General features: G+C 70.2%; 24 protein-coding genes. 15 read left to right on the top strand and 9 right to left on the bottom strand.

The window, feature by feature from the left end:
* Positions 1–74: 74 nt before the first annotated feature.
* From AB0B61_RS56540 to AB0B61_RS56505, 8 genes are all read left to right on the top strand, one after another.
* Positions 75–1,226, top strand: coding sequence for an alginate lyase family protein (locus AB0B61_RS56540; RefSeq protein ID WP_358450419.1), 1,152 nt, complete (start codon positions 75–77; stop codon positions 1,224–1,226).
* A gap of 79 nt (positions 1,227–1,305) precedes the next feature.
* On the top strand, positions 1,306–2,181 hold the full coding sequence (locus AB0B61_RS56535; RefSeq protein WP_358450417.1) for a xanthine dehydrogenase family protein subunit M: 876 nt from the start codon (positions 1,306–1,308) through the stop codon (positions 2,179–2,181).
* Position 2,182: 1 nt separating this feature from the next.
* Positions 2,183–2,665 carry a (2Fe-2S)-binding protein gene (locus AB0B61_RS56530; RefSeq protein WP_358450415.1) on the top strand — a complete coding sequence of 161 codons (483 nt, stop codon included), beginning with the start codon at positions 2,183–2,185 and terminating at the stop codon, positions 2,663–2,665.
* Positions 2,666–2,699: 34 nt separating this feature from the next.
* Complete coding sequence (locus AB0B61_RS56525) at positions 2,700–5,090, top strand: aerobic carbon-monoxide dehydrogenase large subunit (protein WP_358450413.1); 2,391 nt, start codon at positions 2,700–2,702, stop codon at positions 5,088–5,090.
* Between the two features lie 15 nt (positions 5,091–5,105).
* Entirely contained in the window at positions 5,106–5,837 is a 732-nt protein-coding gene (locus AB0B61_RS56520) for an XdhC family protein (RefSeq protein ID WP_358450411.1), read from the top strand.
* 4 nt (positions 5,838–5,841) lie between these two features.
* Complete coding sequence (locus tag AB0B61_RS56515; protein ID WP_358450409.1) at positions 5,842–6,726, top strand: MoxR family ATPase; 885 nt, start codon at positions 5,842–5,844, stop codon at positions 6,724–6,726.
* Positions 6,723–7,337, top strand: a complete 615-nt coding sequence (locus AB0B61_RS56510) for an SRPBCC family protein (RefSeq protein WP_358450407.1) — start codon at positions 6,723–6,725, stop codon at positions 7,335–7,337. The genes AB0B61_RS56515 and AB0B61_RS56510 overlap by 4 nt, the downstream gene beginning before the upstream one ends.
* The gene (locus AB0B61_RS56505) at positions 7,327–8,535 is read left to right on the top strand and encodes a VWA domain-containing protein (RefSeq protein ID WP_358450405.1); all 1,209 of its coding nucleotides are present in this window, start codon (positions 7,327–7,329) and stop codon (positions 8,533–8,535) included. Before AB0B61_RS56510 ends, AB0B61_RS56505 begins: the two co-directional genes overlap by 11 nt.
* Positions 8,536–8,629: 94 nt before the next feature.
* Here the strand turns inward: AB0B61_RS56505 and AB0B61_RS56500 are convergent, their stop codons facing one another.
* The gene (locus tag AB0B61_RS56500; protein WP_358450403.1) at positions 8,630–8,995 is read right to left on the bottom strand and encodes a helix-turn-helix domain-containing protein; all 366 of its coding nucleotides are present in this window, start codon (positions 8,993–8,995) and stop codon (positions 8,630–8,632) included.
* 30 nt (positions 8,996–9,025) lie between these two features.
* Between AB0B61_RS56500 and AB0B61_RS56495 the strand changes: the two genes are divergently transcribed.
* The gene (locus tag AB0B61_RS56495; protein ID WP_358450401.1) at positions 9,026–9,970 is read left to right on the top strand and encodes an NAD(P)H-binding protein; all 945 of its coding nucleotides are present in this window, start codon (positions 9,026–9,028) and stop codon (positions 9,968–9,970) included.
* On the opposite strand, the gene AB0B61_RS56490 is transcribed toward AB0B61_RS56495, so the two are convergent.
* From AB0B61_RS56490 to AB0B61_RS56470, 5 genes are all read right to left on the bottom strand, one after another.
* Positions 9,954–10,919: a LysR family transcriptional regulator gene (locus tag AB0B61_RS56490; RefSeq protein ID WP_358450399.1), complete on the bottom strand. Its 966-nt coding sequence runs from the start codon at positions 10,917–10,919 to the stop codon at positions 9,954–9,956. The genes AB0B61_RS56495 and AB0B61_RS56490 overlap by 17 nt on opposite strands.
* 67 nt (positions 10,920–10,986) lie before the next feature.
* On the bottom strand, positions 10,987–11,994 hold the full coding sequence (locus AB0B61_RS56485; protein ID WP_358450397.1) for a hypothetical protein: 1,008 nt from the start codon (positions 11,992–11,994) through the stop codon (positions 10,987–10,989).
* Positions 11,995–12,133: 139 nt separating this feature from the next.
* Positions 12,134–12,802, bottom strand: coding sequence for a sensor domain-containing protein (locus AB0B61_RS56480; RefSeq protein WP_358450395.1), 669 nt, complete (start codon positions 12,800–12,802; stop codon positions 12,134–12,136).
* Positions 12,803–12,891: 89 nt separating this feature from the next.
* Positions 12,892–13,587 carry a GntR family transcriptional regulator gene (locus tag AB0B61_RS56475; protein WP_358450393.1) on the bottom strand — a complete coding sequence of 232 codons (696 nt, stop codon included), beginning with the start codon at positions 13,585–13,587 and terminating at the stop codon, positions 12,892–12,894.
* A gap of 26 nt (positions 13,588–13,613) precedes the next feature.
* Positions 13,614–14,501: a dihydrodipicolinate synthase family protein gene (locus AB0B61_RS56470; protein ID WP_358450391.1), complete on the bottom strand. Its 888-nt coding sequence runs from the start codon at positions 14,499–14,501 to the stop codon at positions 13,614–13,616.
* A gap of 89 nt (positions 14,502–14,590) precedes the next feature.
* Here AB0B61_RS56470 and AB0B61_RS56465 point away from each other — a divergent pair, with 89 nt between their 5' ends.
* From AB0B61_RS56465 to AB0B61_RS56455, 3 genes are read left to right on the top strand one after another with little or no spacing between them, the layout of a single operon-like run.
* A complete protein-coding gene (locus AB0B61_RS56465; RefSeq protein WP_358450389.1) occupies positions 14,591–15,907 on the top strand; it encodes an MFS transporter in 1,317 nt (438 codons plus the stop codon).
* The gene (locus AB0B61_RS56460; protein WP_358450387.1) at positions 15,904–16,908 is read left to right on the top strand and encodes a dihydroxyacetone kinase subunit DhaK; all 1,005 of its coding nucleotides are present in this window, start codon (positions 15,904–15,906) and stop codon (positions 16,906–16,908) included. The genes AB0B61_RS56465 and AB0B61_RS56460 overlap by 4 nt, the downstream gene beginning before the upstream one ends.
* Entirely contained in the window at positions 16,905–17,540 is a 636-nt protein-coding gene (locus tag AB0B61_RS56455; RefSeq protein ID WP_358450385.1) for a DAK2 domain-containing protein, read from the top strand. The genes AB0B61_RS56460 and AB0B61_RS56455 overlap by 4 nt, the downstream gene beginning before the upstream one ends.
* Positions 17,541–17,549: 9 nt before the next feature.
* Here AB0B61_RS56455 and AB0B61_RS56450 read toward each other — a convergent pair whose 3' ends face one another.
* Both AB0B61_RS56450 and AB0B61_RS56445 read right to left on the bottom strand, forming a co-directional pair.
* Complete coding sequence (locus tag AB0B61_RS56450) at positions 17,550–18,371, bottom strand: SAM-dependent methyltransferase (RefSeq protein WP_358450383.1); 822 nt, start codon at positions 18,369–18,371, stop codon at positions 17,550–17,552.
* A gap of 62 nt (positions 18,372–18,433) precedes the next feature.
* Positions 18,434–18,865 carry a hypothetical protein gene (locus AB0B61_RS56445; protein ID WP_358450381.1) on the bottom strand — a complete coding sequence of 144 codons (432 nt, stop codon included), beginning with the start codon at positions 18,863–18,865 and terminating at the stop codon, positions 18,434–18,436.
* A gap of 305 nt (positions 18,866–19,170) precedes the next feature.
* Between AB0B61_RS56445 and AB0B61_RS56440 the strand changes: the two genes are divergently transcribed.
* Positions 19,171–19,461 (top strand): hypothetical protein, encoded by a 291-nt coding sequence (locus AB0B61_RS56440; RefSeq protein WP_358450379.1) that lies wholly within the window; start codon positions 19,171–19,173, stop codon positions 19,459–19,461.
* Positions 19,462–19,475: 14 nt separating this feature from the next.
* The gene (locus AB0B61_RS56435) at positions 19,476–20,600 is read left to right on the top strand and encodes an NlpC/P60 family protein (protein ID WP_358450377.1); all 1,125 of its coding nucleotides are present in this window, start codon (positions 19,476–19,478) and stop codon (positions 20,598–20,600) included.
* A gap of 82 nt (positions 20,601–20,682) precedes the next feature.
* Here the strand turns inward: AB0B61_RS56435 and AB0B61_RS56430 are convergent, their stop codons facing one another.
* Positions 20,683–20,886 carry a cold-shock protein gene (locus AB0B61_RS56430; RefSeq protein ID WP_214640926.1) on the bottom strand — a complete coding sequence of 68 codons (204 nt, stop codon included), beginning with the start codon at positions 20,884–20,886 and terminating at the stop codon, positions 20,683–20,685.
* Between the two features lie 522 nt (positions 20,887–21,408).
* Between AB0B61_RS56430 and AB0B61_RS56425 the strand changes: the two genes are divergently transcribed.
* Positions 21,409–21,996, top strand: coding sequence for a hypothetical protein (locus AB0B61_RS56425; protein WP_358450375.1), 588 nt, complete (start codon positions 21,409–21,411; stop codon positions 21,994–21,996).
* Positions 21,997–22,116 lie beyond the last annotated feature (120 nt).

Here is a 22,116-nt window from a genome sequence, read left to right as displayed (position 1 = left end):
TACTCTCCGGAAAAGTTAGGAAACTTTCCTAAGAAGGTTGACCGGGCCCCGTAACGCTCGTTGGATGAGCTGTCATGACCCCCCGTCTCATCGCCACCGCCGCCCTGGTCGCCTCCCTCGCCCTCCCGCTGCCCGCGGCCGCCGCCCCCGCGACCTTCACCCACCCCGGAGTGCTGCTCGGCCGGGACCAGCTCGACTTCATGCGTACCAAGGTCAACGCGGGCGCGCAGCCGTGGAAGTCGGCCTACGACCAGATGATGGGCCACTCGCTGGCCTCACTCACCCGTGCGGCCAAGCCCCGCGCCGTCGTCGAGTGCGGCCCCTACTCCAACCCCAACAACGGCTGCACCGACGAGCGTCAGGACGCGCTCGCCGCGTACACGATGTCTCTCGCCTGGTACGTCACCAGGGACGCCAAGTACGCCAAGAAGGCCATCGAGATCATGGACGCCTGGTCCGCGGTGATCAAGGACCACACGAACAGCAACGCGCCCCTGCAGACCGGCTGGGCCGGCTCGGTCTGGCCACGGGCGGCCGAGATCATCCGTTACACCTACACCAGCTGGCCGAACGTCGACCGCTTCGCCACCATGCTGCGCACCGTCTACCTGCCGAAGGTCATCAACGGCTCCAACAGCAACGGCAACTGGGAGCTGAGCATGATGGAGGCGGCCGTCGGCATCTCCGTCTTCCTGGAGGACCGGACGAGCTACGACAAGGCGATCACCAAGTACCGCGGCCGGGTGCCGGCCTACGTCTACCTCAGTACCGACGGAGAGCTGCCCAAGGGCGCGCCCGGCAGCGGCCTCGACACCCGCGACGAGCTCGTCAAGTACTGGCAGGGGCAGACGACCTTCGTCACCGGCCTCACTCAGGAGACCTGCCGCGACTTCACCCACACCGGCTACGGGATCTCGGCCATCTCCCACGTCGCCGAAACGACCAAGATCCAGGGCCAGGACCTCTACCCGGAGGTCGGTGAGCGGCTCAGGCAGGCGCTCGGCTTCCAGTCGAAGTACCAGCTCGGCGCGGCCGTGCCCTCCTGGTTGTGCGGCGGCAGCCTGAACCTGGGCCTCGGCCCGATCACCGAGGTCGGCTTCAACCAGCTCCACAACCGCCAGGGCATCCCGATGACCAACACCCAGCAGCTCACCGAGCAGCAGCGTCCCGCGGGCACCAACCAGCTCTTCGTCGCCTGGGAGACCCTCACCCACGCGGGCAGTTAAGCCTTTCCTTAGGTGAGCGTTGACAACGTCGCTGAGCAGGAGTCGTCTGAGGGCCCACGACGAGCGAGGGGGTGTCCGGATGCAGGTTCCAGCGCCGTTGGAGTACGAGCGGGCCACCAGCGTCGATCACGCCATCGGGCTGCTGGAGCGGCTCGGTGGTTCGGCGCGGCTCATCGCGGGCGGGCACAGCCTGCTCCCGATGATGAAGTTACGGCTCGCCACTCCCGAATATCTGATCGACATCAACGACCTGCACGCCGAGCTCGGTTACATCAGGACCGAGCCCGGCCAGGTCCGCATCGGCGCGATGACCAGGCATCGCGAGCTGCTGGAGTCGGCCGAGCTGGCCGCGACCTTCCCGATCTTCGGTGACGCCGAGCGGGTCATCGCCGACCCGGTCGTCCGCAACCGGGGCACACTGGGCGGCTCGCTCTGCCAGGCCGACCCGTCGGAGGACCTGTCGGCGGTGTGCACCACGCTGGGCGCCAGCTGTGTGATCCGGGGTGGCGCGGGCGAACGGGTCGTGACCATGGAGGAGTTCTACCGGGGGCCTTACGAGACCGCGGTCGAGGACGCCGAGATGCTGGTGGAGATCCGGGTCCCGATCAGGCCCAACGGGTCCAGCGCGTACGAGAAGGTCGAGCGGCGCGCCGGTGACTGGGCGATCGTGTCGGCGGGCGCGGCCGTGTGGCTGGACGGCGAGGTGATCGCTGACGCCCGCGTCGGGCTCGCCGCCGTCGGCCCGAACACGACCGGCATGCCCGCCGTCTCCGCGGCCCTGCGCGGCAGGGAGCCGTCCGAGGAGCTGTACGAGCTGGCCGGGGAGCTGGCGGCGCAGCACTGCGACCCCGCCACGGACATGCGCGGCAGCGCCCTCTACAAGCGCCACCTCGCCAAGGAGCTCACCAGGAGGGCCCTGCGCCGCTCCGTCGCCCGGCTCAGAGAAGGGGTGTGACGTGCGCGTATCGATGATCGTGAACGGCGAGGAGGTCACCAGGGAGATCGAGGGGCGCCTGCTCCTGGTCCACTTCCTGCGTGACCACCTCGGGCTGACCGGCACCCACTGGGGCTGCGACACCAGCAACTGCGGCACCTGCGTGGTCTGGCTCGACGGCGAGCCGGTCAAGTCGTGCACCGTGCTCGCGGCGATGGCCGGCGGCCACGAGGTGCGCACGGTCGAGGACCTCGAACAGGACGGCACGCTCGACCCCGTCCAGCAGGGCTTCATGGAGTGCCACGGGCTGCAGTGCGGGTTCTGCACGCCGGGGATGATGATGACGGCCAGGGCGCTGCTCGACCGCAACCCCGACCCCTCCGAGGGCGAGATCCGCGAGGCGATCTCCGGGCAGATCTGCCGCTGCACCGGCTACGCCACCATCGTCCGCTCGGTGCGCTGGGCCGCCGCCCAGGAAGCCCAGGAGTCGGGGGCGACGTCATGACCGGCACCAACCGCTGGGAATCGGGGGCGACATCGTGACCAGCACCGAACACCGGCCCGCCGGATTCACCGACAACGACCAGAAGCCGCTCGGCCACGGCCGGATGCTCCGCAAGGAGGACCCGCGCTTCATCCGCGGCCGGGGCCGCTACGTCGACGACGTGCAACTGCCCGCGATGCTGCACCTGGCGATCCTGCGCTCGCCCGTCGCGCACGCGCGGATCGTGAGCATCGACGTCAGCGCGGCGCAGGCGCACCCGAAGGTCAAGGCCGTCGTCACCGGCGCCGACCTGGCCGCCCAGGGCCTGGCCTGGATGCCCACGCTCTCCAACGACGTACAGGCCGTCCTGGCCACGGACAAGGTCCGCTTCCAGGGCCAGGAGGTCGCGTTCGTGGTGGCCGAGGACCGCTACTCGGCCCGCGACGCCCTGGAACTGATCGATGTCGAGTACGACGTGCTCGACCCGGTGATGGACGCCCGCAAGGCCCTCGACCCCGCCGCGCCGGTCATCCGCGACGACCTCGACGGCAAGACGGACAACCACTGCTTCGACTGGGAGACGGGCGACGCGGCGGAGACGGCCGCGGTGTTCGACACGGCCGACGTCGTGGTCAGCCAGGACATCGTCTACCCGCGCGTACACCCCGCGCCGATGGAGACCTGCGGCTGCGTGGCCGACTTCGACCGGGTCGAGAGCAGGCTGACCCTGTGGTCGACGACGCAGGCGCCGCATGCGCACCGCACGTTGTACGCGCTGGTCGCCGGGCTGCCCGAGCACAAGATCCGGGTCATCTCGCCCGACCTCGGCGGCGGTTTCGGGGGCAAGGTCCCGATCTATCCCGGCTACGTCTGCGCGATCGTCGCCTCGATCGTGACCGGCAAGCCGGTGAAATGGGTGGAGGACCGCGCCGAGAACCTCATCAGCACCGGCTTCGCCCGCGACTACATCATGCGCGGCGAGATCGCGGCCACCCGGGACGGCAGGATCCTGGCCATCCGTACGAACGTGCTGGCCGACCACGGCGCCTTCAACGGCGTCGCCGCGCCGACGAAATATCCGGCGGGCTTCTTCGGCGTGTTCACCGGCAGCTACGACCTGCGGGCCGCCTACTGCAAGATGACCGCCGTCTTCACCAACAAGGCGCCCGGCGGGGTCGCGTACGCCTGCTCGTTCCGCATCACCGAGGCGGTCTACCTGGTCGAGCGGATCGTCGACTGCCTGGCGTACGAGCTGGGGATGGACCCGATCGAGCTGCGCGTGAAGAACTTCATCCAGCCCGACCAGTTCCCCTACACGACGAAGACCGGCTGGGTGTACGACTCGGGCGACTACGAGCCCACCATGCGCAAGGCCATGGAGATCGCCGGATACGAGGAGCTGCGCAAGGAACAGATCGAGCGGCGCGCCCGCGGCGAGCTGATGGGCATCGGCGTCTCCTTCTTCACCGAGGCCGTCGGCGCGGGCCCGCGCAAGGACATGGACATCCTCGGCCTCGGCATGGCCGACGGCTGCGAGCTGCGCGTCCACCCGACGGGCAAGGCGGTCGTCCGGCTGTCGGTACAGAGCCAGGGGCAAGGCCACGAGACCACGTTCGCGCAGATCGTGGCCGAGGAGATCGGCATCCCGCCCGCCGACATCGACGTGGTGCACGGCGACACGGACCAGACGCCGTTCGGCCTCGGTACGTACGGCAGCCGTTCGACCCCCGTGTCCGGCGCGGCGGCGGCCCTGGTCGCCCGCAAGGTACGCGACAAGGCCCGCATCATCGCCTCCGGCATGCTGGAGGTGTCGGTCGCGGACCTCGACTGGGACAAGGGCGCCTTCCGCGTCAAGGGCGACCCGGCCAAGTCCGTCACGATCCAGGAGATCGCGATGCGCGCGCACGGCGCCGGAGACCTGCCCGAAGGCATCGAGGGCGGCCTGGAGGCGCAGATCTGCTACAACCCCGAGAACCTCACCTACCCGCACGGCGCCTACATCTGCGTCGTCGACATCGACCCCGGCACCGCCCAGGTCAAGGTGCGGCGCTTCATCGCGGTGGACGACTGCGGCACCAGGATCAACCCGATGATCATCGAGGGCCAGGTCCACGGCGGCCTCACCGACGGGGTCGGCATGGCGCTGATGGAGATGATCGCCTTCGACGAGGACGGCAACTGCCTCGGCGCCTCGCTCATGGACTACCTCATCCCCACCTCGCTGGAGGTGCCCGACTGGGAGACCGGCTTCACGGTGACCCCCTCACCGCACCACCCGATCGGTGCCAAGGGCGTCGGCGAATCTGCCACCGTCGGCTCCCCGCCCGCGATCGTCAACGCGGTCGTCGACGCGCTCAAGCCGTTCGGCATCCGGCACGCCGACATGCCGCTCACCCCCTCGCGGGTGTGGGACGCCATGCGCGGCGTGCCCACGCCGCCCATTTGATTCTCGGAGCCGTACATGCCGTACACCAAACGCATGGAGGAGCTGGTCGCCGAGCGCGTCCCGTTCGTCCACGCGGTCGTCGTCCGGGCACAGCTGCCCACGGCGGTCAGTCCGGGCGACGACGCCATCATCCTGTCCGACGGGTCCATCGAGGGGTTCGTCGGCGGGCAGTGCGCCGAGAGCTCCGTACGCACGGCGGCGCTCTCAGCGCTGTCGGACGGGCGGACGGTGCTGCTGCGGGTGCTGCCGGAGGGCGATCCGGGCTTTCCCGACTCCCCTGGTGCGCAGGTCGTGGTGAACCACTGCCTGTCCGGGGGCGCACTAGAGATCTTCCTGCAGCCGCTGCTGCCGCCCCCGGTGCTCTGGGTGGTCGGCTCCTCGCCGATCGCCACGGCCCTCGCCGCCCTGGCCGGGCCTTTGGACTTCACCGTACGGCCTGCGGATGCCTCGCCCGGTCCGGCGGGTGCCACCGCGGCCGTCGTGTGCAGTCACGGGCGCGGCGAGCCGGAGGCGATCCGGGCCGCGCTGGAGGCCGGGGTCGGCTATGTCGGCCTGGTGGCCAGTCGTCGGCGGGGTGCTTCGGTGCTGGAGGACATGGGGCTGAGCGAGGAGGAGCGCCGGCGGGTCCACTCGCCGGCCGGTCTCGGCATCGGTGCCCGTACGGCGCCGGAGATCGCGCTGTCGATTCTCGCCGAGATCGTGACCGTCATCCGTACCGGGGATCTCGCGCGGGCGGGAGGGCGGTAAGGACGTGGCGTCTTACGCGCCTACCGCGTTCGCCGGTGCGGACGACATTCGCCGCCGCCTTGACGAGCTTGATTACCTGGTGGACGACGGCACGGCGGCGGCGCTGTACTTCGCCCTGACCCTCGGCCGGCCCCTGCTGCTGGAGGGCGAGCCCGGAGTCGGCAAGACCACCGCCGCCAAGGCCCTGGCCCGCGCCCTGGCCACCCCGCTGATCAGGCTCCAGTGCTACGAGGGACTGACCGCGGGCGAGGCCCTCTACGAGTGGAACTACCAGCGGCAGATGCTGGCCATCCGCCTGGCCGAGTCCCGCCACGACCGGCTGAACGACGCCGACCTGTTCACCGAGGCGTTCCTCCAGGAGCGCCCGATCCTCCAGGCCATCAGGCACCGGGGGCCGCAGCCGCCCGTACTCCTGATCGACGAGATCGACCGCGCGGACGACGAGTTCGAGGCGCTGCTGTTCGAGTTCCTGGGGGAGGCGGCGATCACCATCCCCGAGCTGGGCACCTTCACCGCCGAACGCCGCCCGGTCGTCGTCCTGACCTCCAACCGCAGCCGCGACCTGCACGACGCGCTGCGCCGACGCTGCCTGTACCACTGGATCGACTTCCCCGCCCCGGAGCGGGTGGCGGAGATCCTCCGGCGTACGGTCCCCGCCGCGAACGACGCGCTGATCCACTCGGCCACGGACTTCGTCGGCCAGGTACGCCGCCTCGACCTCGACAAGGCGCCGGGCATGGCCGAGACGATCGACTGGGTCTCGGCGCTGTCCTCGTTGGGCGCGACGCGGCTGGTCAGGGACGACGTCGTACGGACACTGAGCACCCTCGCGAAGACGCTGGACGACCGCGCCGCCATCACCGAGGCGCTCAGCAGGAGAGGCCAATGAAGATCGACAACGAGTTCACCGTCAGCGTGCCCATAGAACGAGCCTGGGAAGTCCTCACGGACCTGGAAGGCATCGCCCCCTGCATGCCCGGCGCGCGCCTCACGGGCGTGGAGGGTGACGTCTTTTCGGGCAAGGTACGAGTGAAGGTGGGGCCGGTCGTCTCCGAGTACGCCGGGACGGTCAGGTTCCTGGAGAAGGACGACGCGGACCACCGGGCCGTCATCGACGCCAAGGGGCGGGACTCGCGTGGGGCGGGCAACGCCTCGGCGGCCATCACCGCCCAGTTGCGTGCTGACGGGCCGCGCACGGTCGTGTCGGTGGACACGGATCTGAAGATCTCCGGGAAGGTGGCGCAGCTCGGCAGCGGCATGATCAAGGAGGTCTCCAACAAACTGCTCGGCCAGTTCGTCGCCTGCCTCGAAGCCAAGCTCACCGAGCCTGCCCCCGAGACGGCGGCCACTGACACGACCGAGGCGCCTGAGGGCGAGCCGGAGTCGTTGGACGTGCTGGGCGTCGCCGGTGGGGCCGTCTACAAGCGCCTGGTGCCGCTCGTCGTCGGGGTGGTCGTGGTCATCGTGGCGGTGGTCGTCATCTGGGCCGTTGTCTCATAGCGGGCGGCGGCCGGGAGCCCTGCTGGCGGGCGTCGACCGGGCGGCGTTCGCGGCGGCGCTGGCCGTACGGCTGAGGCGGAACGGTGTGCCCGTGGGCTTCACCGGCATCGAGGACTTCACCCGCGCCCTCGCGATCGCGCCCCCCGGCACGCTGCCGGAGCTGTATTGGACCGCGCGCGTCAACCTGGTACGGCGGCGGTCGGAGATCGAGCCCTTCGACGAAGTGTTCGCGGCCGTGTTCCACGCGACCGGACCCGCCCTTGACCCGCACGCCCACCGCAGGCCCCTCAGCACGGCGAACGGCGCCGCCGACGAGGCGTTCGCCCCGCTGCCGACCGCTTCCCACGGAGGCGACGACCCAGGCGGACTGCCCTGGATGACGCTGCCGGCGGTGGTCGCGACCGCAGAGGGCTCGGACGGCCCGGCCGTTCCGGAACGGCTGCCGAGTGACGCCGAGGGCCTGGCGGACGTGCCGTTCGAGCAGCTCGGCGAGCGGGAGTGCGAACTGCTCGGCGCGTGGCTGGCGACGACCGTGGCCACCTGGCCGGTACGGCGCAGCCGCAGGCGGACGGTGTCGTCAAGGGGCCGCGCGATCGCGGTCCGGGCCACGCTGGCCCGCGCCCGCCGTACCGGCTGGGAGCCGCTCCGGCTGGCCAGGCAGCGGCCCGTCGACCGGCCCCGGCGCGTGGTCATGCTCTGTGACGTCAGCCAGTCGATGCAGGCCCAGGCGTCGGCGTACCTCCAGCTGATGCGGGTGCTCGCGGTGGCGGTGGACGCGGAGGTGTTCGCGTTCGCGACGACGCTGACCCGGCTGACGCCGGTGCTCGCGCATCGCTCGACGGCCGCCGCGATCGAGCTGGCCTCCGAGCGGGTGAGCGACAGGTTCGGGGGTACGCGGATCGCGACCAACGTACGGGCGCTGCTGTCGTCGCACCACGGCGCGAAGGTGCGGGGCGCCATCGTCCTCATCGGCTCGGACGGCTGGGACGCCGACCCACCGGCGGAACTGGGCGCCGCGATGGCCCGGCTACGGCGCCGGGCGCACCGGGTGATCTGGCTGAACCCCCGGGCCGCGGCACCGGGCTTCGAACCACGCGTGGCCGGGATGGCGGCGGCCCTGCCGTACTGCGACCTGCTGCTCCCGGCCGACACGTTCGGCTCGCTCCGCACCGTACTCGCGGAGCTCGCCCGCGCCTGACACGTTACCCACCAGGACCGACCTCCACGGCAGGCGCGACAGCGCGACGGTTCTCGCACGGTCCGGTCACGCTGTGCGACTTCGAGGTCAAGCACTACCTGTCATGGGCGGCTTCGAGGTCGGACTGGTGTGCGACGGCCCAGAGGCCCAAGGCGCGTACCGGGCCCAGGAAGGAGCGGCCCAGGTCGGTGAGCGCGTAGTCGACGCGCGGCGGGACCCTCGGATGGACCGTGCGGCTGATCAGGCCATCCTCTTCGAGGGCACGCAGCGTACGGGTGAGCATGCGGCGGCTGAGCCCCTCCACGGACCTGTCCAGCTCGTTGAAGCCGTGCGCCCCGCGCTCCAGGATCGACAGGATCACGACGCTCCACTTGTCACCTACCCGACGCAGCACGCTGGTCGCGGGGCAGTGCTCGTGCTCGGCCACCGTGACAGGGACGGTGATGGCTGCAGTGGACATGAATGTGCCTTCTTTCGGACCTTTCGCCAGTTGGCCAAAGATCAGGGTACGCACATCGACCTCCAAGGGGGATTTATCGTGATCGTGGTCAGCGGAGCGTCCGGGCAGCTCGGACGCCTCACCGTCGGGCACCTGCTCCAGCGGGTGGACGCCGCCCGCGTCGTGGCGTTGTCCCGTACCCCTGATGCCGTCGCCGACCTCGGGGTGGCCACCCGGTACGCCGACTTCGACGATCCAGCCAGCCTGCGCGGCGCGCTGGAGGGCGCGGAGCGGCTGCTGATGATCAGCATGGGCTCGCTTACCGGGGCGCCTCGCGGGCACGTCAACGCCATCGAGGCGGCGGTCAAGGCGGGGGTAGGCCAGGTGATTTACACATCCTTCGCCAGAGCCGGCGAGCCGGGCCAGCCCCAGGCGCTCATCCAGAACCACGGGGAGACCGAGCGGCTGCTGGCCGAGTCAGGGCTGACGTTCACGGCGTTGCGGTTCAACCAGTGGCCGGAGATGTGGAACCTCGTCGGCCTGCCCGCCATCGCCGTCGCCACCGGGGTGCTGCCCAGCAATTCGGGTGACGGCCGGGTGGGACACATCACCCGCGACGACAGCGCCGCCGTCGCCGCGGCCGTGCTGGCCGAGGGCGGCTGCGAGGGGCAACTCCTCGAGGTCACAGGCCCGGAGGCGGTCACGGATGCGGACGTAGCCGACGCCCTTGCCCAGGTCACCGGCCGCCCGATTCGCTGCGAACAGGTCTCGGACACCGACCTGGCCGCGGCGCTGTCCGGACGTGGGCTCCCCGAGATGTACGTTCAGGGATGGACGGGCCTGGGGACGTACAAGCGCGACGGCTGGTTCGACGTGACCACACACGCGGTCGAACACCTCACCGGCCGCAAGCCCACCCCGATCGCCGACTACTTCGCCGCTCACCCCGAGGCCCTTGAATTCCCCGGCGCTGAGACGGTCAGCTCCACAGGGTGATGTGGATGGACGGGCGGAAGCGGCCGACGTTCACGCCGGGGCCGCGCAGCATGGCCTGGGTGGCGCGGGGTGTGGTGACGAACCTGACCAGCTCGGCCGCAGCCGGAGCCACGCCGCCCTCGGCCAGCGTCATCGTGACCCAGCCTCCGTCGAACCGCAGGGCGGGCCCGGCGATGCGTACCAGGCGCCCGTTGGCGAGGTCCGGCGCCACCGCGAACGAGATCGCCGGCGCCACGCCGCTGTTGCGCTGTGCCTCCTCCAGCGCCGCGGCGTGGCTCTGGTAGATCTGCTGGTGGTGTTCGGGCACGTTGAGCTTGCGCAGCATCGTCGGCACGGCGCCCAGCTCGGTCGCGGCCGAGGGGCCGAGCAGCCACACCTGGTCGCGTAGCTGGTGTACGCCGACGTCTCGCCCGGCGAGCGGGTGCTCGGGCCCGCACACGACGACGAGCTGGAAGTTCAGGAACGGTTTGCAGGACAGCGTCTCGTCCACGTTGCCGCCGGGGCCGGGGCCGGGACCGATCGCCACGTCGACGGTCCGCGCGCGCAGCAACGATCCGAACCGCCGCGGGTCATGCACGCTCAGCTCCACGTCGAGATCGGCGGCCCGCCCGGCGAACAACCCGATCAGACCGGGTGCCGCGTGCTCGGCGAACAGGCTCGACGCGGCGACGCGTAACAGCCGGCGCCCGCCTCCTGCCTGGCTCACCTCGATGATCGTGCGCTCTTGCAGGCTGAGCATCTCGGCCGCCCTGCTGGCCAGCCGCAACCCGCCGGGCGTGAACGCGAGCCCGGCGGCGGTCCTGGTGAACAGCCGGTCACCGAGTTCCTTGCGCAGCTGGCCGACGTGCAGGGAGACGGCCGCTTCCGACACGTCGAGCTCCGCCGCCGCCTGCTTGACCGACCCGAGCCGCACCACGGCCGCGAACGCGCGAAGCTGCGTGGGCGTCATGAGCAAAAGCTACTGGCCGGACTTAAAAGATCATAGATAAACCGATACGACAAAAGGCCAAAAGCGGTCAGTCGCCCGTGACGCTGATCTGGGCGGTCCAGTCGGCGACGACGCGTGTTCTCTTCGACGGCGCGGCGGGGACGACGGCGGCGAACCAGGTGGCCTGGACGAGGATGACCCGGCTGCGGAACTCCTTCTTGCCGCTCAGCACGGCGGGCTCCGGCCGGGTGAAGGAGAGTGTCGCGGCGTTGGGCCGGGCGGTGAAGCTCTGCTGCTCCCGTACGCCATACCAGACGACGGCCCCTCCTCCTGAGGCGCGCAGCGCGTAGATCGTCGGGACCACCTGGGTGCGGTCGCGTACGTCCCACTGGCCGCGCAGGAGGCGCATGTCGGCGAGCCGGGCGGTGGCGGACTGGGTCGTGTAGGGGCCTGCGGCCAGGAGGCGCTTGGCCTCCGTGTCCTTGCCGTTGGTGGCCAGGGAGCGCGCGTGCGCGGCGGCCACGGCGCGGGGGGCGACGGCGAGGTTCTCGGTGTCGTCGGCGGTCACCGCGGTCGCCAGGCCCTCGTCGTCCACCGCGATGGGCAGGGCGGGTGCCTGGAGCGGGGTGGTCGATCCGGCGACCAGGCGCCAGCCGCCGGAGGTCTCCTGGAGGATGAGCTGGGTCCGGTAGTCCTTGCCCTGCTCGGTGATCTCGGCCAGGAACCAGCGGGCGCCGCCGGGGTTCTTCGGGATCACGAAACGCGTGCTGGTGAGGCGGGGAAGCGTGCCGAGCCGGTCACCGCGGAGCCTGGCGAGCCGGAAGACGGCTCGGTCGAGCTCCAGCGCCAGGCCGGCGCTCGTTTCCTGCAGTCCGGATCCGTTTCGCTTCCTGGCCTGCTGCAGCCGTTCGCGGTAGCCGTTGAGGACGAACTCGGCCCCGTCCTCCGTCAGTGTGGGCTGCGCCGGCGCGGCGCTCGCCCGGGGCCCGGCGCTCACCGACCAGGCACCGCCCTGGGGTGGCGTCCCGGAGGCGCTGCACGCGGCGACCATGGCCAAGGCCAGGGCACTCACGAACAGCTGGCGATTCACCGGCACGGATACCTCCGCGACATGCCCGTGGGAGCGTCCTGAGCTGTCCTCATGATGTACGGCCCGCACTTGGCCCCGGTTCAAACCACCGGAGCTGGGACTCCATACGGACCGTGTTCGGTCCGCCGGGATCGCACGACGCGGCTCAGAACTCGGCCGCCGCGAGGCGGTGTGCCCGGACGGTCGCGGGGTGCTCGTCGTAGGCGGGGCGGGTCAGCAGCGCCTGGGCGAGGTTGGCCTTGATCAGGGCGGCGCCGCGCACGACCGGCACCAGCGTCAGCGCGAACAGGGCGCCGAGCACGGTGTTGAAGACCACGAAGGTGGTGGTGTCACTGCCGAGGCCGAGCAGTTCGGGCAGCCCGCCGTGAAACTCGGGCAGACCGGCGATGATCCAGCCGTAGAGCGGGAAGGTCAGCCCGGCGATCGCGCCCGCCCACCAGACGAGGGTGACGACGAAGGTGGCGATGGCGAGCGGGAAGGCGACGACGGCGTGCAGCATGTCCAGCGCCGCCTGCCCGCTGGTCAGCGGGTTCATCGTGCGGCGGAACCAGCCGGCGTCGGAGGGAGCCTGGCGGTAACGGGGACGCGCGACGCGGCGGCCGAGCACGTCGGGCAGCAGCACGCGCTCGACGTCGGCGAAGTTACGCGCCATGGCGGCGGCCGCGGCGAGGATCGGCAGGCCGATGAAGGCGACGGCGCTGCCCGCTCCGGCCGCGACACCGATCAGGACCAGGACGAAGGACATCACCGCGGTGGGGAAACCCAGCAGGACGTAGCGGGTGTCGGTGGCGATGCGGTGCCGGAGCGTTGTCATACCAAGAACGTTACGAGTCGCCGCCCCTCCAGATCGCTCCCGCTCACTGGCGTATCGAGGTAGTGCAGGCCCTACCAACGACATCGACATCAGGTGGTGATGGCGTGCGACTCCATGTCGGCCACCGTCCACTCCTCGACCTCGTCCAGGTGGATCGCGGCCGCCGTCTGCGCCGCCGCGACGTCGCGCCCCGCCATGGCGTCGAGGATCTCCAGGTGGCGGCGGGTGGAGCCGGCGATCCGGTGCGGGCCGGTGGCGCCCAGCACGCGCAGCCACTGTACGAACGGCTCCGTCGAGGAGCGGACCCGGATGAGCCGCTCGTTGCCGGTGGCCGCCACGATCTCGGTGTGCAGGCGCGTGTCACTGACGAAGAACGGCTCGTAGTCACCCTTCTCCGCGTACGCCAGCGCCTCGACGACCTCGGCGCGGAGTTCGGCGATCCGGGGGAGCGGCATGACGGCGGCGGCGATGCCGGTCGCCAGCCACTCGATGCCCTTGCGCAGCTGGCACACCTCGTGGACGTCGGTGACGCCCGGCCGGGCCACGAACGTCCCCGACCGGGGCCGCGTCTCGATGAGCTGGTCGTGCTCCAGGCGGGCCAGCGCCTCGCGGACCGGGGTGCGCGAGACGCCGAACTCCGTGGTCACCGAGTTCGGATCGAACCGGGAGCCGGGGGCGTACACCCCGCTGGTGATGCGGTCACGCAGGATCCCGTAGAGCTGGTCCGCGATGGAATCCACGACCAGGGACGAACCCTTCGAGAGCTTGACGGACTGACCCGGCACGATCTCTCCCTGCAGATGTGTGATGTCTAGTCGATCAGATTAGCCGCGCGGAGGGCCACCGCGATCCGCTCGCGTTCGGCGGGGCTCGCCGGCGCGAAGGGCTTCCGGGGACGTCCTCCGTTGCGGCCCTGCAGCTCCAGCGCCGCCTTGAGCGTGGCCGGCAGGTTGGGTCCGTCGATCGCCCGCCACACCGTGAGAATACGCTCGTGCAGCTTCAGGGCGAGCGCGTGGTCGCCGTCCTGGATGGCGTTCCACAGCTCGACGCTGAGCCGCGGCGTGACGGTCGGGATGGCCGCGAGCGCGCCGTGCGCGCCGAGCACGAACGCCGGGTAGTGCAGGTCGTCGAGCGCCGCCAGGATGGTGAACCGGTCGCGTACCCGGGCCAGCAGGTCGACCAGCAGGTGCATGTCGCCGCCGCTCTGCTTGATGGCCACCAGCTGCGGAACGGCCGCGAGCCGCTCGATCACGTCCACGGGTACGAGGGCCCACGGCACCACGTTGTAGAGCACGATCGGCAGGTCCACCGCGGCCCCGATCTCGCGGTAGTACGCCACGGTCTCCTCGGCCGACGGCGCGAAGACATAGTGCACCGGCGTGATCTGCAACGCGTCGACGCCCACCTCCTTCAGCGCCAGCGAATAGCGGATCACCTGGGCCGTCGAGTTCTGGATCACTCCGGCGATCACCGGCACCCGCCCGGCGACCTCCTCGACCACGACCCGGCAGATGTCCCGGCTCTCCTCCAGGGAGAGCGTCTGGCCCTCCCCGGTGCTGCCGCACGCGCAGATCGCGGTGACTCCGGCTTCCAGCAGGTACTTGACCTCCTGGCGCAGGAGATCGAGGTCCACCTCGTCGTTCTCGTCGAACGGGGTCACCACTGTGGAGATCATCCCGTGCAGGTCCAGGTCGCTCATCGACATCCTCCTCGTGGCCGGCTATTGCGGCCATGTTAAATCTAGTGTCTGATACATTAGATTATCACCCGGACATGAAAGGATGTCCAATGCAGAGCGGGACGCCAGTCAAACGTGTCGTCTGGGCCAGCGCCCTCGGCACGACCGTGGAGTACTACGACTTCACGCTCTACGCAACGACGGCCGCGCTGGTCTTCAACAAGGTCTTCTTCCCGGCCGAGATCCCCCTGGTCGGCACGCTGGCCGCGTTCGCCACGTTCTTCGTCGGTTATCTGGCGCGCCCGCTCGGCGGCCTGATCTTCGGCCACTTCGGTGACCGGCTGGGCCGCAAGAACATTCTCATCACCACGATGCTGATGATGGGCACCGGCACCTTCGCCATCGGCCTGATCCCCTCGTACGAGTCGATCGGCATCGCCGCGCCCCTGCTGCTGGTGCTCATCCGGCTGATCCAGGGGCTGGGGATGGGCGGCGAGTACGGCGGCGGCGTGCTGATGGCACTGGAGTACAGCCCGAAGCGACGCCAGGGCTTCTTCACTTCCCTGGTGCACATCGGCACCCCGGCCGGTGTGCTGCTGCCGGTCGCCCTGGTCACGGCGCTGGACGCGTTCCTGCCGGCGGGCGCGTACGAGTCGTGGGCCTGGCGCCTGCCGTTCCTGGCGAGCATCGCGCTGGTCGCCGTCGGCTTCTACATCCGGCTGCGCATCAGCGAGAGCCCCGAGTTCGTCAAGATGCGGGCCGAGCGCGAGGTACGGAAGCTGCCGGTCAAGGAGCTGTTCGCCGACTACACGGGCAAGGTGCTGCTGTCGATCGTCGCCAAGGTGGCCGAGAGCGGGCTGTTCAACGTCTACTACGTGGTCGCCATCGCCTACGTCACCACGGAGCTGGGCCTGCCGCGCGGGCCGGTGCTGATGGCCGTGCTGATCGCGTGCCTGGCCGAGTGCCTCACGCTGCCGCTGTTCGGGGCGCTGTCCGACCGGATCGGCCGGCGCAAGGTGTACGTGGGCGGTGCGGTGTTCCAGTTGCTGCTCGCCGTGCCGTTCTTCCTGCTCGTGCAGACCGGCAGCCTGCCGCTGATGACCCTGGCCATGGTGCTCGGCCTGGCCGTCGGCCACGGCTCCATGTACGGCGCGCAGGCGGCGCTGTTCGCCAACCTCTACCCGGTTCAGGTGCGCTACACGGGCCTGTCGGTCACCCAGCAGGTAGGGGCCACGCTCGGCGGCGGGCTCGCCCCGCTGGCCGGCACCGCGCTGCTCGCGGCCGGTGGCGGCCACTGGACCTGGCTCGTGGTCTATATGATCGCGATCGCGGCTCTGTCCAGCCTGGCGGCCAGTCGGCTGGGGTCGGGCGAGCTCAACCATGAGGCGCTCGGTGGAGTGCCCGCCGCCAAGGAGGCGATCCAATGAGCCTGTTCCTCGCCGAAGGCGATCCCGTGACGCCCGCCCTGCGCGGGTTCGCGCGGGTGCACGCCGACCTCGTCGAACTGAGCGAGGACCCGGTCTTCCTGCGGGCCCGCGACCGCGATCCGCGCCGGACCGTCGGGCTGGTGTCCGGCGGCGGCTCGGGGCACGAACCGTTGCACGGCGGGTTCCTCGGCCGGGGGATGCTCGACGCGGTGGCGCCGGGGCAGGTGTTCGCCTCGCCGCACAACCGGCAGGTGCTGGCGGCCAGCCGGGCCGCCGCCGGTCCCGGCGGGGTCATCCACATCGTGAAGAACTACACCGGCGACCGGATCAACTTCGGCATCGCCGCCGAACGCCTGCGGCACGACGGCATCGAGGTCCGCCGGGTGCTGGTCGACGACGACCTGGCGACCGAGAGCGCGGAGACGGCGACGGGACGGCGGGGCACCGGCGCGACCGTCATCGTGGAGAAGCTCCTCGGCGCCGCCGCCGACGAGGGGCTCGGCCTCGACGAGCTGGCCGAACTCGGCGCGCGGTTCGCCGCCGCCTCGCGCAGCCTCGCGGTGGCGGCGCGGGCCCAGACCTCGCCGCAGACCGGCACCCCCTCGTTCGAGCTGGGGCCCGACGAGCTGGAGTACGGCGTGGGCATCCACGGCGAGCGGGCGGCCAAGACGATCACCAGGCCGCCCGTCGGCGAGCTGGTCACCCGGATGCTCGACGAGCTGCTGGCCGGTCTGCCACCGGGCCCCGACGACCTCGTGGTCCTGGTCAACGGGCTCGGCGGGACCACCCAGCTGGAGCTGTACGGCGTCTTCGACCAGGTGGCGGGCGAGCTGTCCGCGCGCGGGCTGGACGTGCGCGGCTCGCTGGTGGGGACGTACGTGCCCGCCCTCGACATGGCGGGCTTCTCGCTGACCCTCACCCGGCTCGACCCGTCCTGGGACCGCTGGTGGCGGGCCCCGGCCATGACACCCGCCTTCGTCCGCGTCAAGGAGAACCGATGACCGCGTCGCCCGTACTCCGCCGCTACGCCGCCGACGTGGAGGCGGCCCACGCCGAGCTGACGCGGCTCGACCAGCTCAGCGGGGACGGCGACTTCGGCGACAACCTGCGCTCCGGGTTGCGTCGCGTCATCGACGAGCTCGACCGGTCCGGTACGGCGGGACACGGGTTCGACGTGGCGGGGCAGGTGTTCCTCGACGACGTCGGGGGCACGAGCGGGCCGCTGTTCGGGCTGCTATTCACCGAGATCGGCCGGGCACTCGACGGTGACATGCCGGTCGGCCGGGCACTCGACGGTGATGTGCCGAGCTGGGCCGCGGGCGCCTCCGCCGGGCTGGCCGCGATCCAGCGGGTGGGCGAGGCCGGGGTGGGCGACTGCACCCTGGTCGACGCGCTCGTACCCGCTGTCGCCGCGCTGGAGTCGGACGGTGCCGGAGCCTTCGCCCGTGCCGCTACGGCAGCCGCCGACGGCGCCCGGAGCACGGCCGAGCTGCGGGCTCGGCTCGGGCGGGCCAGTTACGTGGGCGAGCGGGCCAGGGGTGTCGCCGATCCCGGGGCGGTGGGGGTGGCGCTGCTGTTCCGAGCGCTGGCCGAGGTCGAGGAGCCCGGCTCGAAAATCGCCCCGCCGTACTGACCCGCGGGGTTACGGGACGCGGGCGACGCCGCCCAGGACGCCGCCCTTGTCCAGGCTGGCCGGGATGTACTGCTCGTCGTTGCGCCAGTCCTGGACGGGTACGACGCCCGGTTCGAGCAGTTCGAGGCCGTCGAAGTAGCCGCGTACGGTGTCGCGGTCGCGCCAGGTCATCGCCCCCGAGCTGGTCTGCCGGTAGACGTTCTGGGCCTCGGCGAGCCTGGCCGGGATGCCCTCGTTCTCCTCGATGTACCCGTGCGAGATGATCAGGTAGCTGCCGGAGGACAGTGGCTCGCGCAGCGTCTGAACGATGCGGGCCACCTCCTCGTCGTCGGCGAGGAAGTGGAACACCGCGACGACGAGGACGGCGACCGGCTCGTTGAAGTCGAGGTGCGCGGCGGCGGCGTCCAGGATCGCCTTCGGGTCGCGCGTGTCGCCTTCGACGATCACGGTGTCGGGGTTGTCGGCGAGCAGGGCACGGGCATGGACCAGGACGATCGGGTCGTTGTCGGTGTAGACGACCTTGGCGTCCGGGATGACGCGGTGCGCGACCTGGTGCACGTTGTTCTGGGTAGGCAGACCGGTGCCGATGTCGAGGAACTGCCGCACACCCGCTTTGGCCGCTTCCTCCACGGCGCGGATGAGGAACCCACGGTTCGCTCGGGCGATCTCACGGATGTCGGAGCCGGTCTCCAGACTGATCCGGATGATGTGTTCGGCCGCTTCGCGATCGGCGGAGAAGTTGTCCTTCCCGCCCAGGAAGTAGTCGTACATCCGGGCGACGCTGGGAACGGTCGGGTCGACCTTCCCCGCGGGCAGCTCGTGCTCGGTCACGCCTACACCTTCCTCACCTATGCCCGCATCTTACGAGGAAACAGGTGATCTGTGGTGATCTGTCAGTCCGGCGCCCAGTACTTCACGAGAAACCGCTCCATCCGCTGTACCACCGGGGTCCAGGTGGTGGTCAGGGTGTAGCGGCTGGCGCGGTGGCCTCGGTAGGTGAGGGTGTACTTGAGGAAGTCGGCTCCCTGCGGCTTGGCCTGGGAGTGGCCGAGGCGCAGGAGCTTCAGGTCGTGGTGGAGTTTGCGCTGTTCGCCGCGGGTGAGGCACTTGTTCACGGTCGGGCCCGTACGACGGCTCAGGCGTACGCAGCCGTTGGTGTAGACGATCACCCGGTTGTCGAAGCCCGCGAAGCCGCCTTGCTCGCGCAGCTCGACCAGCACCTTCTTGGCGACGGGCGTGGCCGATGCGGCCAGCGCGGCGGGTGCCGTGGTGGCGCTCAGAGCGGTACTCAAGACCACGATGAGCGCGATCCGCAAGATACTCATACTCCTAGGACGTACGGGAGCGGCGAAACGGCTCATCAGACGTGGGGGAGCGGCGAAACGGCTCACCGTCCCAGACCCGCGTCCCGCGGTGCTGATGACGGTCTCCAGCAGGTTGCTGGTCAGCTCGTACAGCCGCCGCGCGTCGCCCAGATCGAGCGTCGGGAGGCCTGTGCCCGCCGACCTGCTCGACGGGCCCCGGGTATTTAGCGGTGAATTAGGGGCTTACCGATACGATCAGTACTTGTGGGGGATGCGCAGTTTGATCGGCGCGTCACCGTCGGTCCCGTACCCCTGGAGGATCGCTGATGGCGAAGGTCGACCTTCACCGCCAGGCACTCGAAGACTGCCAGTCGGCGGCGAACCGGTTGTCCAAGGAGTTCGCCGACCTCGCGGGCGGGTATCCGGCCAAGACCGCCGACTCCTCGATCTTCGGTGACCTGACCGGCTCCTCCTCGCTGGCCGCCCTCCTCGACAAGATCGAGACCGGGGTCGCGGGCGAGCTGGGACATGTCCAGAGCAAGCTCCAGGGCGTCGAGCGGGCGCTGGAGAAAGTACGCGACAACGTTCACACGGCCAACCAGGCCTCGGGCGCGTGATCAAGGAGTGAAGCGTGGAGCTCGGTGACCTGCCCGGCGGTGACGGCCTCGCGAACATCCTCAAGTCCGTCAGCGGCGATCCCGGCTCGGTTCGCGGCGTGGCCAAGCGCTGGCGCGGTGCGGGCGGCAAGACCGGCGAGTACGTCGGCCGGCTCGGCACGTCGGTCAAGGGCGTCAACACGGCCTGGCAGGGCGACTCCGCCGACGCCTTCGACAAGTACATGCGCCGCTACTCCACGGCCGGCGGCGCGCTCCACGACGCCCTGACGGACAGCGCGACCACTCTCGACGACGTCGCCCAGGCGCTGGAGACGGCCGCCTCGAAGGTACGCGGGATCTGCGGCGACGTCCTCGACAAGGCCCGCACCTACAAGACCAACAATCCGGACGCCACGCAGGCGGAGTTCGACAAGGCGCTCTCGGCCCCTGTCGCCGATGCGATCGAGGACGCGAAAACGCACCTCACCTCGGTCAACAAGGTCGTGAACCAGGCCGTGAAGACGATCGGCGAGCACTGGAACGGGCGGGAGGCGACGTTCGCCGCGATCAAGGCGCCCGGCGACCAGACGTTCGTGCCGGCGCCGGGCCACACCGTTCACTGGGACCCGTCGCCGCTTCCCGACTGGCAGAAGACGACACTGGCGAGCGCGGACGGCAACGGCAACGGCAACGCCTACAGCCCCGCCTCCGCGTCCGCCCCGGTGGCCGCGTCTTCCGGGTCCGGTGGATCTTCGGGGTCCGGGGGGTCTGGGGGAGCGGTCGCCCAGGCCGTGCCGTACGTGCCGGGTGGCGGCACCGGCGCCGACATCGTCAACGCGGCCCGGCAGCACCTCGGCAAGCCGTACGTCTGGGGTGCCAACGGCCCGAACGCCTTCGACTGCAGCGGGCTCGTCTACTACTCGCTGAACCAGGCGGGCATCAAGATCGGCGACACCACGGCGGCCGGCTACCAGGCGAGCGGGCACCCGATCTCAGGGCCGCCGCAGGCCGGTGACATCGTCTTCTTCGGCGCCCCGCCCGATCACGTGGGAGTCTACATAGGCGACGGCAAGATGATCCACGCGCCGCACCCGGGGGCGAACGTCCGGGTGGGCGAGGTGGCGGTCCAGCACGGCCCGATCACCTACCGCCGCTTCTGAACCACACAGGATCTTGACCTGACACACGCGAGCCGGGGCCCGCGTGTGCGGACCCCGGCTCGTCGTGGTGTTACGTCGTTGATCAGACCGGAACGATGTTCTCGGCCTGCGGGCCCTTCTGGCCCTGGGTGATGTCGAAGCTCACCTTCTGGCCTTCCTGCAGCTCGCGGAAGCCCTGGGCGGCGATGTTCGAGTAGTGGGCGAAGACGTCGGCGCCGCCGCCGTCCTGCTGGATGAAGCCGAAGCCCTTTTCAGAGTTGAACCACTTCACGGTGCCAGTCGCCATGTCGATCTCCTTTGATAGGCGCAGAGCCGGGACCCGCAGGTCACGAATCCCATGTCGCCGCAATGACCCATCCGGAAATGACCGGGTGAAACAACACGCCTTCGGGGTGGAACCCGTCGGGCGCGCAAAGTTCGTGGGTACCAAAACTGCAACAGCTGCCACGCTAGCACGTGGCCTCTCATACTCCCTCCCGAAAAATGGGAGATCTTGCGGCCTGCCTGCTGGAACAGGAAATCACCGCCTGGACACCGGCTCCCGACAGGTCGAGGAGCGCCGCCGGCCCCTGCCAGACGCGCCCGAGAGCACGCGGCACCTGGGCGGTCGTGGCCGCCGGCCATGGCCCGAGATGGTCGATGGGCTCCGGCCACCGGCGCGACCGCAAAGTTTATGTCAACCCGACATAGATAAAACAAAGCGGCATATCAGACATCTCTCATGTGGCGTCGGCAGAGTTCAGGGCGTGCGGATGACCTTCGGGGGCCGAATTCATCGGGATGCGGCCGGGTCATCCAGGATTGGACGTTGATCTCAGTGCGCTTCCTGAAGCCCCTCACCGTGACCCTGGCCAGTGCCGCCCTCGTCGCCCTGCCGTTCGCGGGCGGCGCCTTCGCCGACAGCGGCCAGCCGCAGCCCGCCTCGACGATCACGCCGGGCGTGAAGACCACCCCGACCACCAAGCCCACGGCACCGATCAAGACCGGCCGGCCCACCGCGACGGACGAGAACACCCGGCCCAAGCTCCCGGCCTCCACCGCGCACGAGAAGGAGACCACGGCCTCCACTCTCTACCTGAAGGAGCACCGGAGCCCGGCCTCCCTCGACGTGTCGGTCAACCCGACCCGCGTCAAGCAGGGCGCCTCCTACGGGGTGACCATCGTGGTCAGGGGCGCGTCGGCGGGTAAGGCGGCCACGATCACGAGTCCCGAGGGCAAGAGCTACCGCGTGTCGCTCGACCAGCGGACGGTCACCAAGACGCTGACCGTACCGGCCAAGGCCAAGCTCGGCACCAAGACGGTCACCGTCAAGGTCGGCAACCGGACCGCCACCGCCGAGTTCACCGTCGTCCGCGGCGGCGACCACCGCGACGACCACCGCCAGGAGGGCAAGTAGCCGACCTCCGCCACGAGGGCGAATCTCGGGAGGCCCTCGCCGCGGAACCGGCCCGCGCTGTTGGATCGGCCCCTCCCCGTGACCGGTCCCACCACGCGGGCGCCGCGCCGCCGTACCAGC

The organism is Nonomuraea sp. NPDC049158, assembly GCF_040648335.1.
In the GTDB taxonomy this organism is placed as follows: Bacteria; Actinomycetota; Actinomycetes; order Streptosporangiales; family Streptosporangiaceae; genus Nonomuraea.
The sequence above is the reverse complement of the archived record's forward strand: the minus strand, read 5'-3'. Positions and strand labels throughout refer to the sequence as shown.

Bases quoted from the DNA above. Each gene is read 5' to 3' on its own strand.
- AB0B61_RS56540 (WP_358450419.1), top strand. From the start codon at position 75: ATGACCCCCCGTCTCATCGCCACCGCCGCCCTGGTCGCCTCCCTCGCC.
- AB0B61_RS56535 (WP_358450417.1), top strand. From the start codon at position 1,306: ATGCAGGTTCCAGCGCCGTTGGAGTACGAGCGGGCCACCAGCGTCGAT.
- AB0B61_RS56520 (WP_358450411.1), top strand. From the start codon at position 5,106: ATGCCGTACACCAAACGCATGGAGGAGCTGGTCGCCGAGCGCGTCCCG.
- AB0B61_RS56510 (WP_358450407.1), top strand. From the start codon at position 6,723: ATGAAGATCGACAACGAGTTCACCGTCAGCGTGCCCATAGAACGAGCC.
- AB0B61_RS56500 (WP_358450403.1), bottom strand. From the start codon at position 8,995: ATGTCCACTGCAGCCATCACCGTCCCTGTCACGGTGGCCGAGCACGAG.
- AB0B61_RS56490 (WP_358450399.1), bottom strand. From the start codon at position 10,919: ATGACGCCCACGCAGCTTCGCGCGTTCGCGGCCGTGGTGCGGCTCGGG.
- AB0B61_RS56480 (WP_358450395.1), bottom strand. From the start codon at position 12,802: ATGACAACGCTCCGGCACCGCATCGCCACCGACACCCGCTACGTCCTG.
- AB0B61_RS56470 (WP_358450391.1), bottom strand. From the start codon at position 14,501: ATGAGCGACCTGGACCTGCACGGGATGATCTCCACAGTGGTGACCCCG.
- AB0B61_RS56465 (WP_358450389.1), top strand. From the start codon at position 14,591: ATGCAGAGCGGGACGCCAGTCAAACGTGTCGTCTGGGCCAGCGCCCTC.
- AB0B61_RS56460 (WP_358450387.1), top strand. From the start codon at position 15,904: ATGAGCCTGTTCCTCGCCGAAGGCGATCCCGTGACGCCCGCCCTGCGC.
- AB0B61_RS56455 (WP_358450385.1), top strand. From the start codon at position 16,905: ATGACCGCGTCGCCCGTACTCCGCCGCTACGCCGCCGACGTGGAGGCG.
- AB0B61_RS56445 (WP_358450381.1), bottom strand. From the start codon at position 18,865: ATGAGTATCTTGCGGATCGCGCTCATCGTGGTCTTGAGTACCGCTCTG.
- AB0B61_RS56440 (WP_358450379.1), top strand. From the start codon at position 19,171: ATGGCGAAGGTCGACCTTCACCGCCAGGCACTCGAAGACTGCCAGTCG.
- AB0B61_RS56430 (WP_214640926.1), bottom strand. From the start codon at position 20,886: ATGGCGACTGGCACCGTGAAGTGGTTCAACTCTGAAAAGGGCTTCGGC.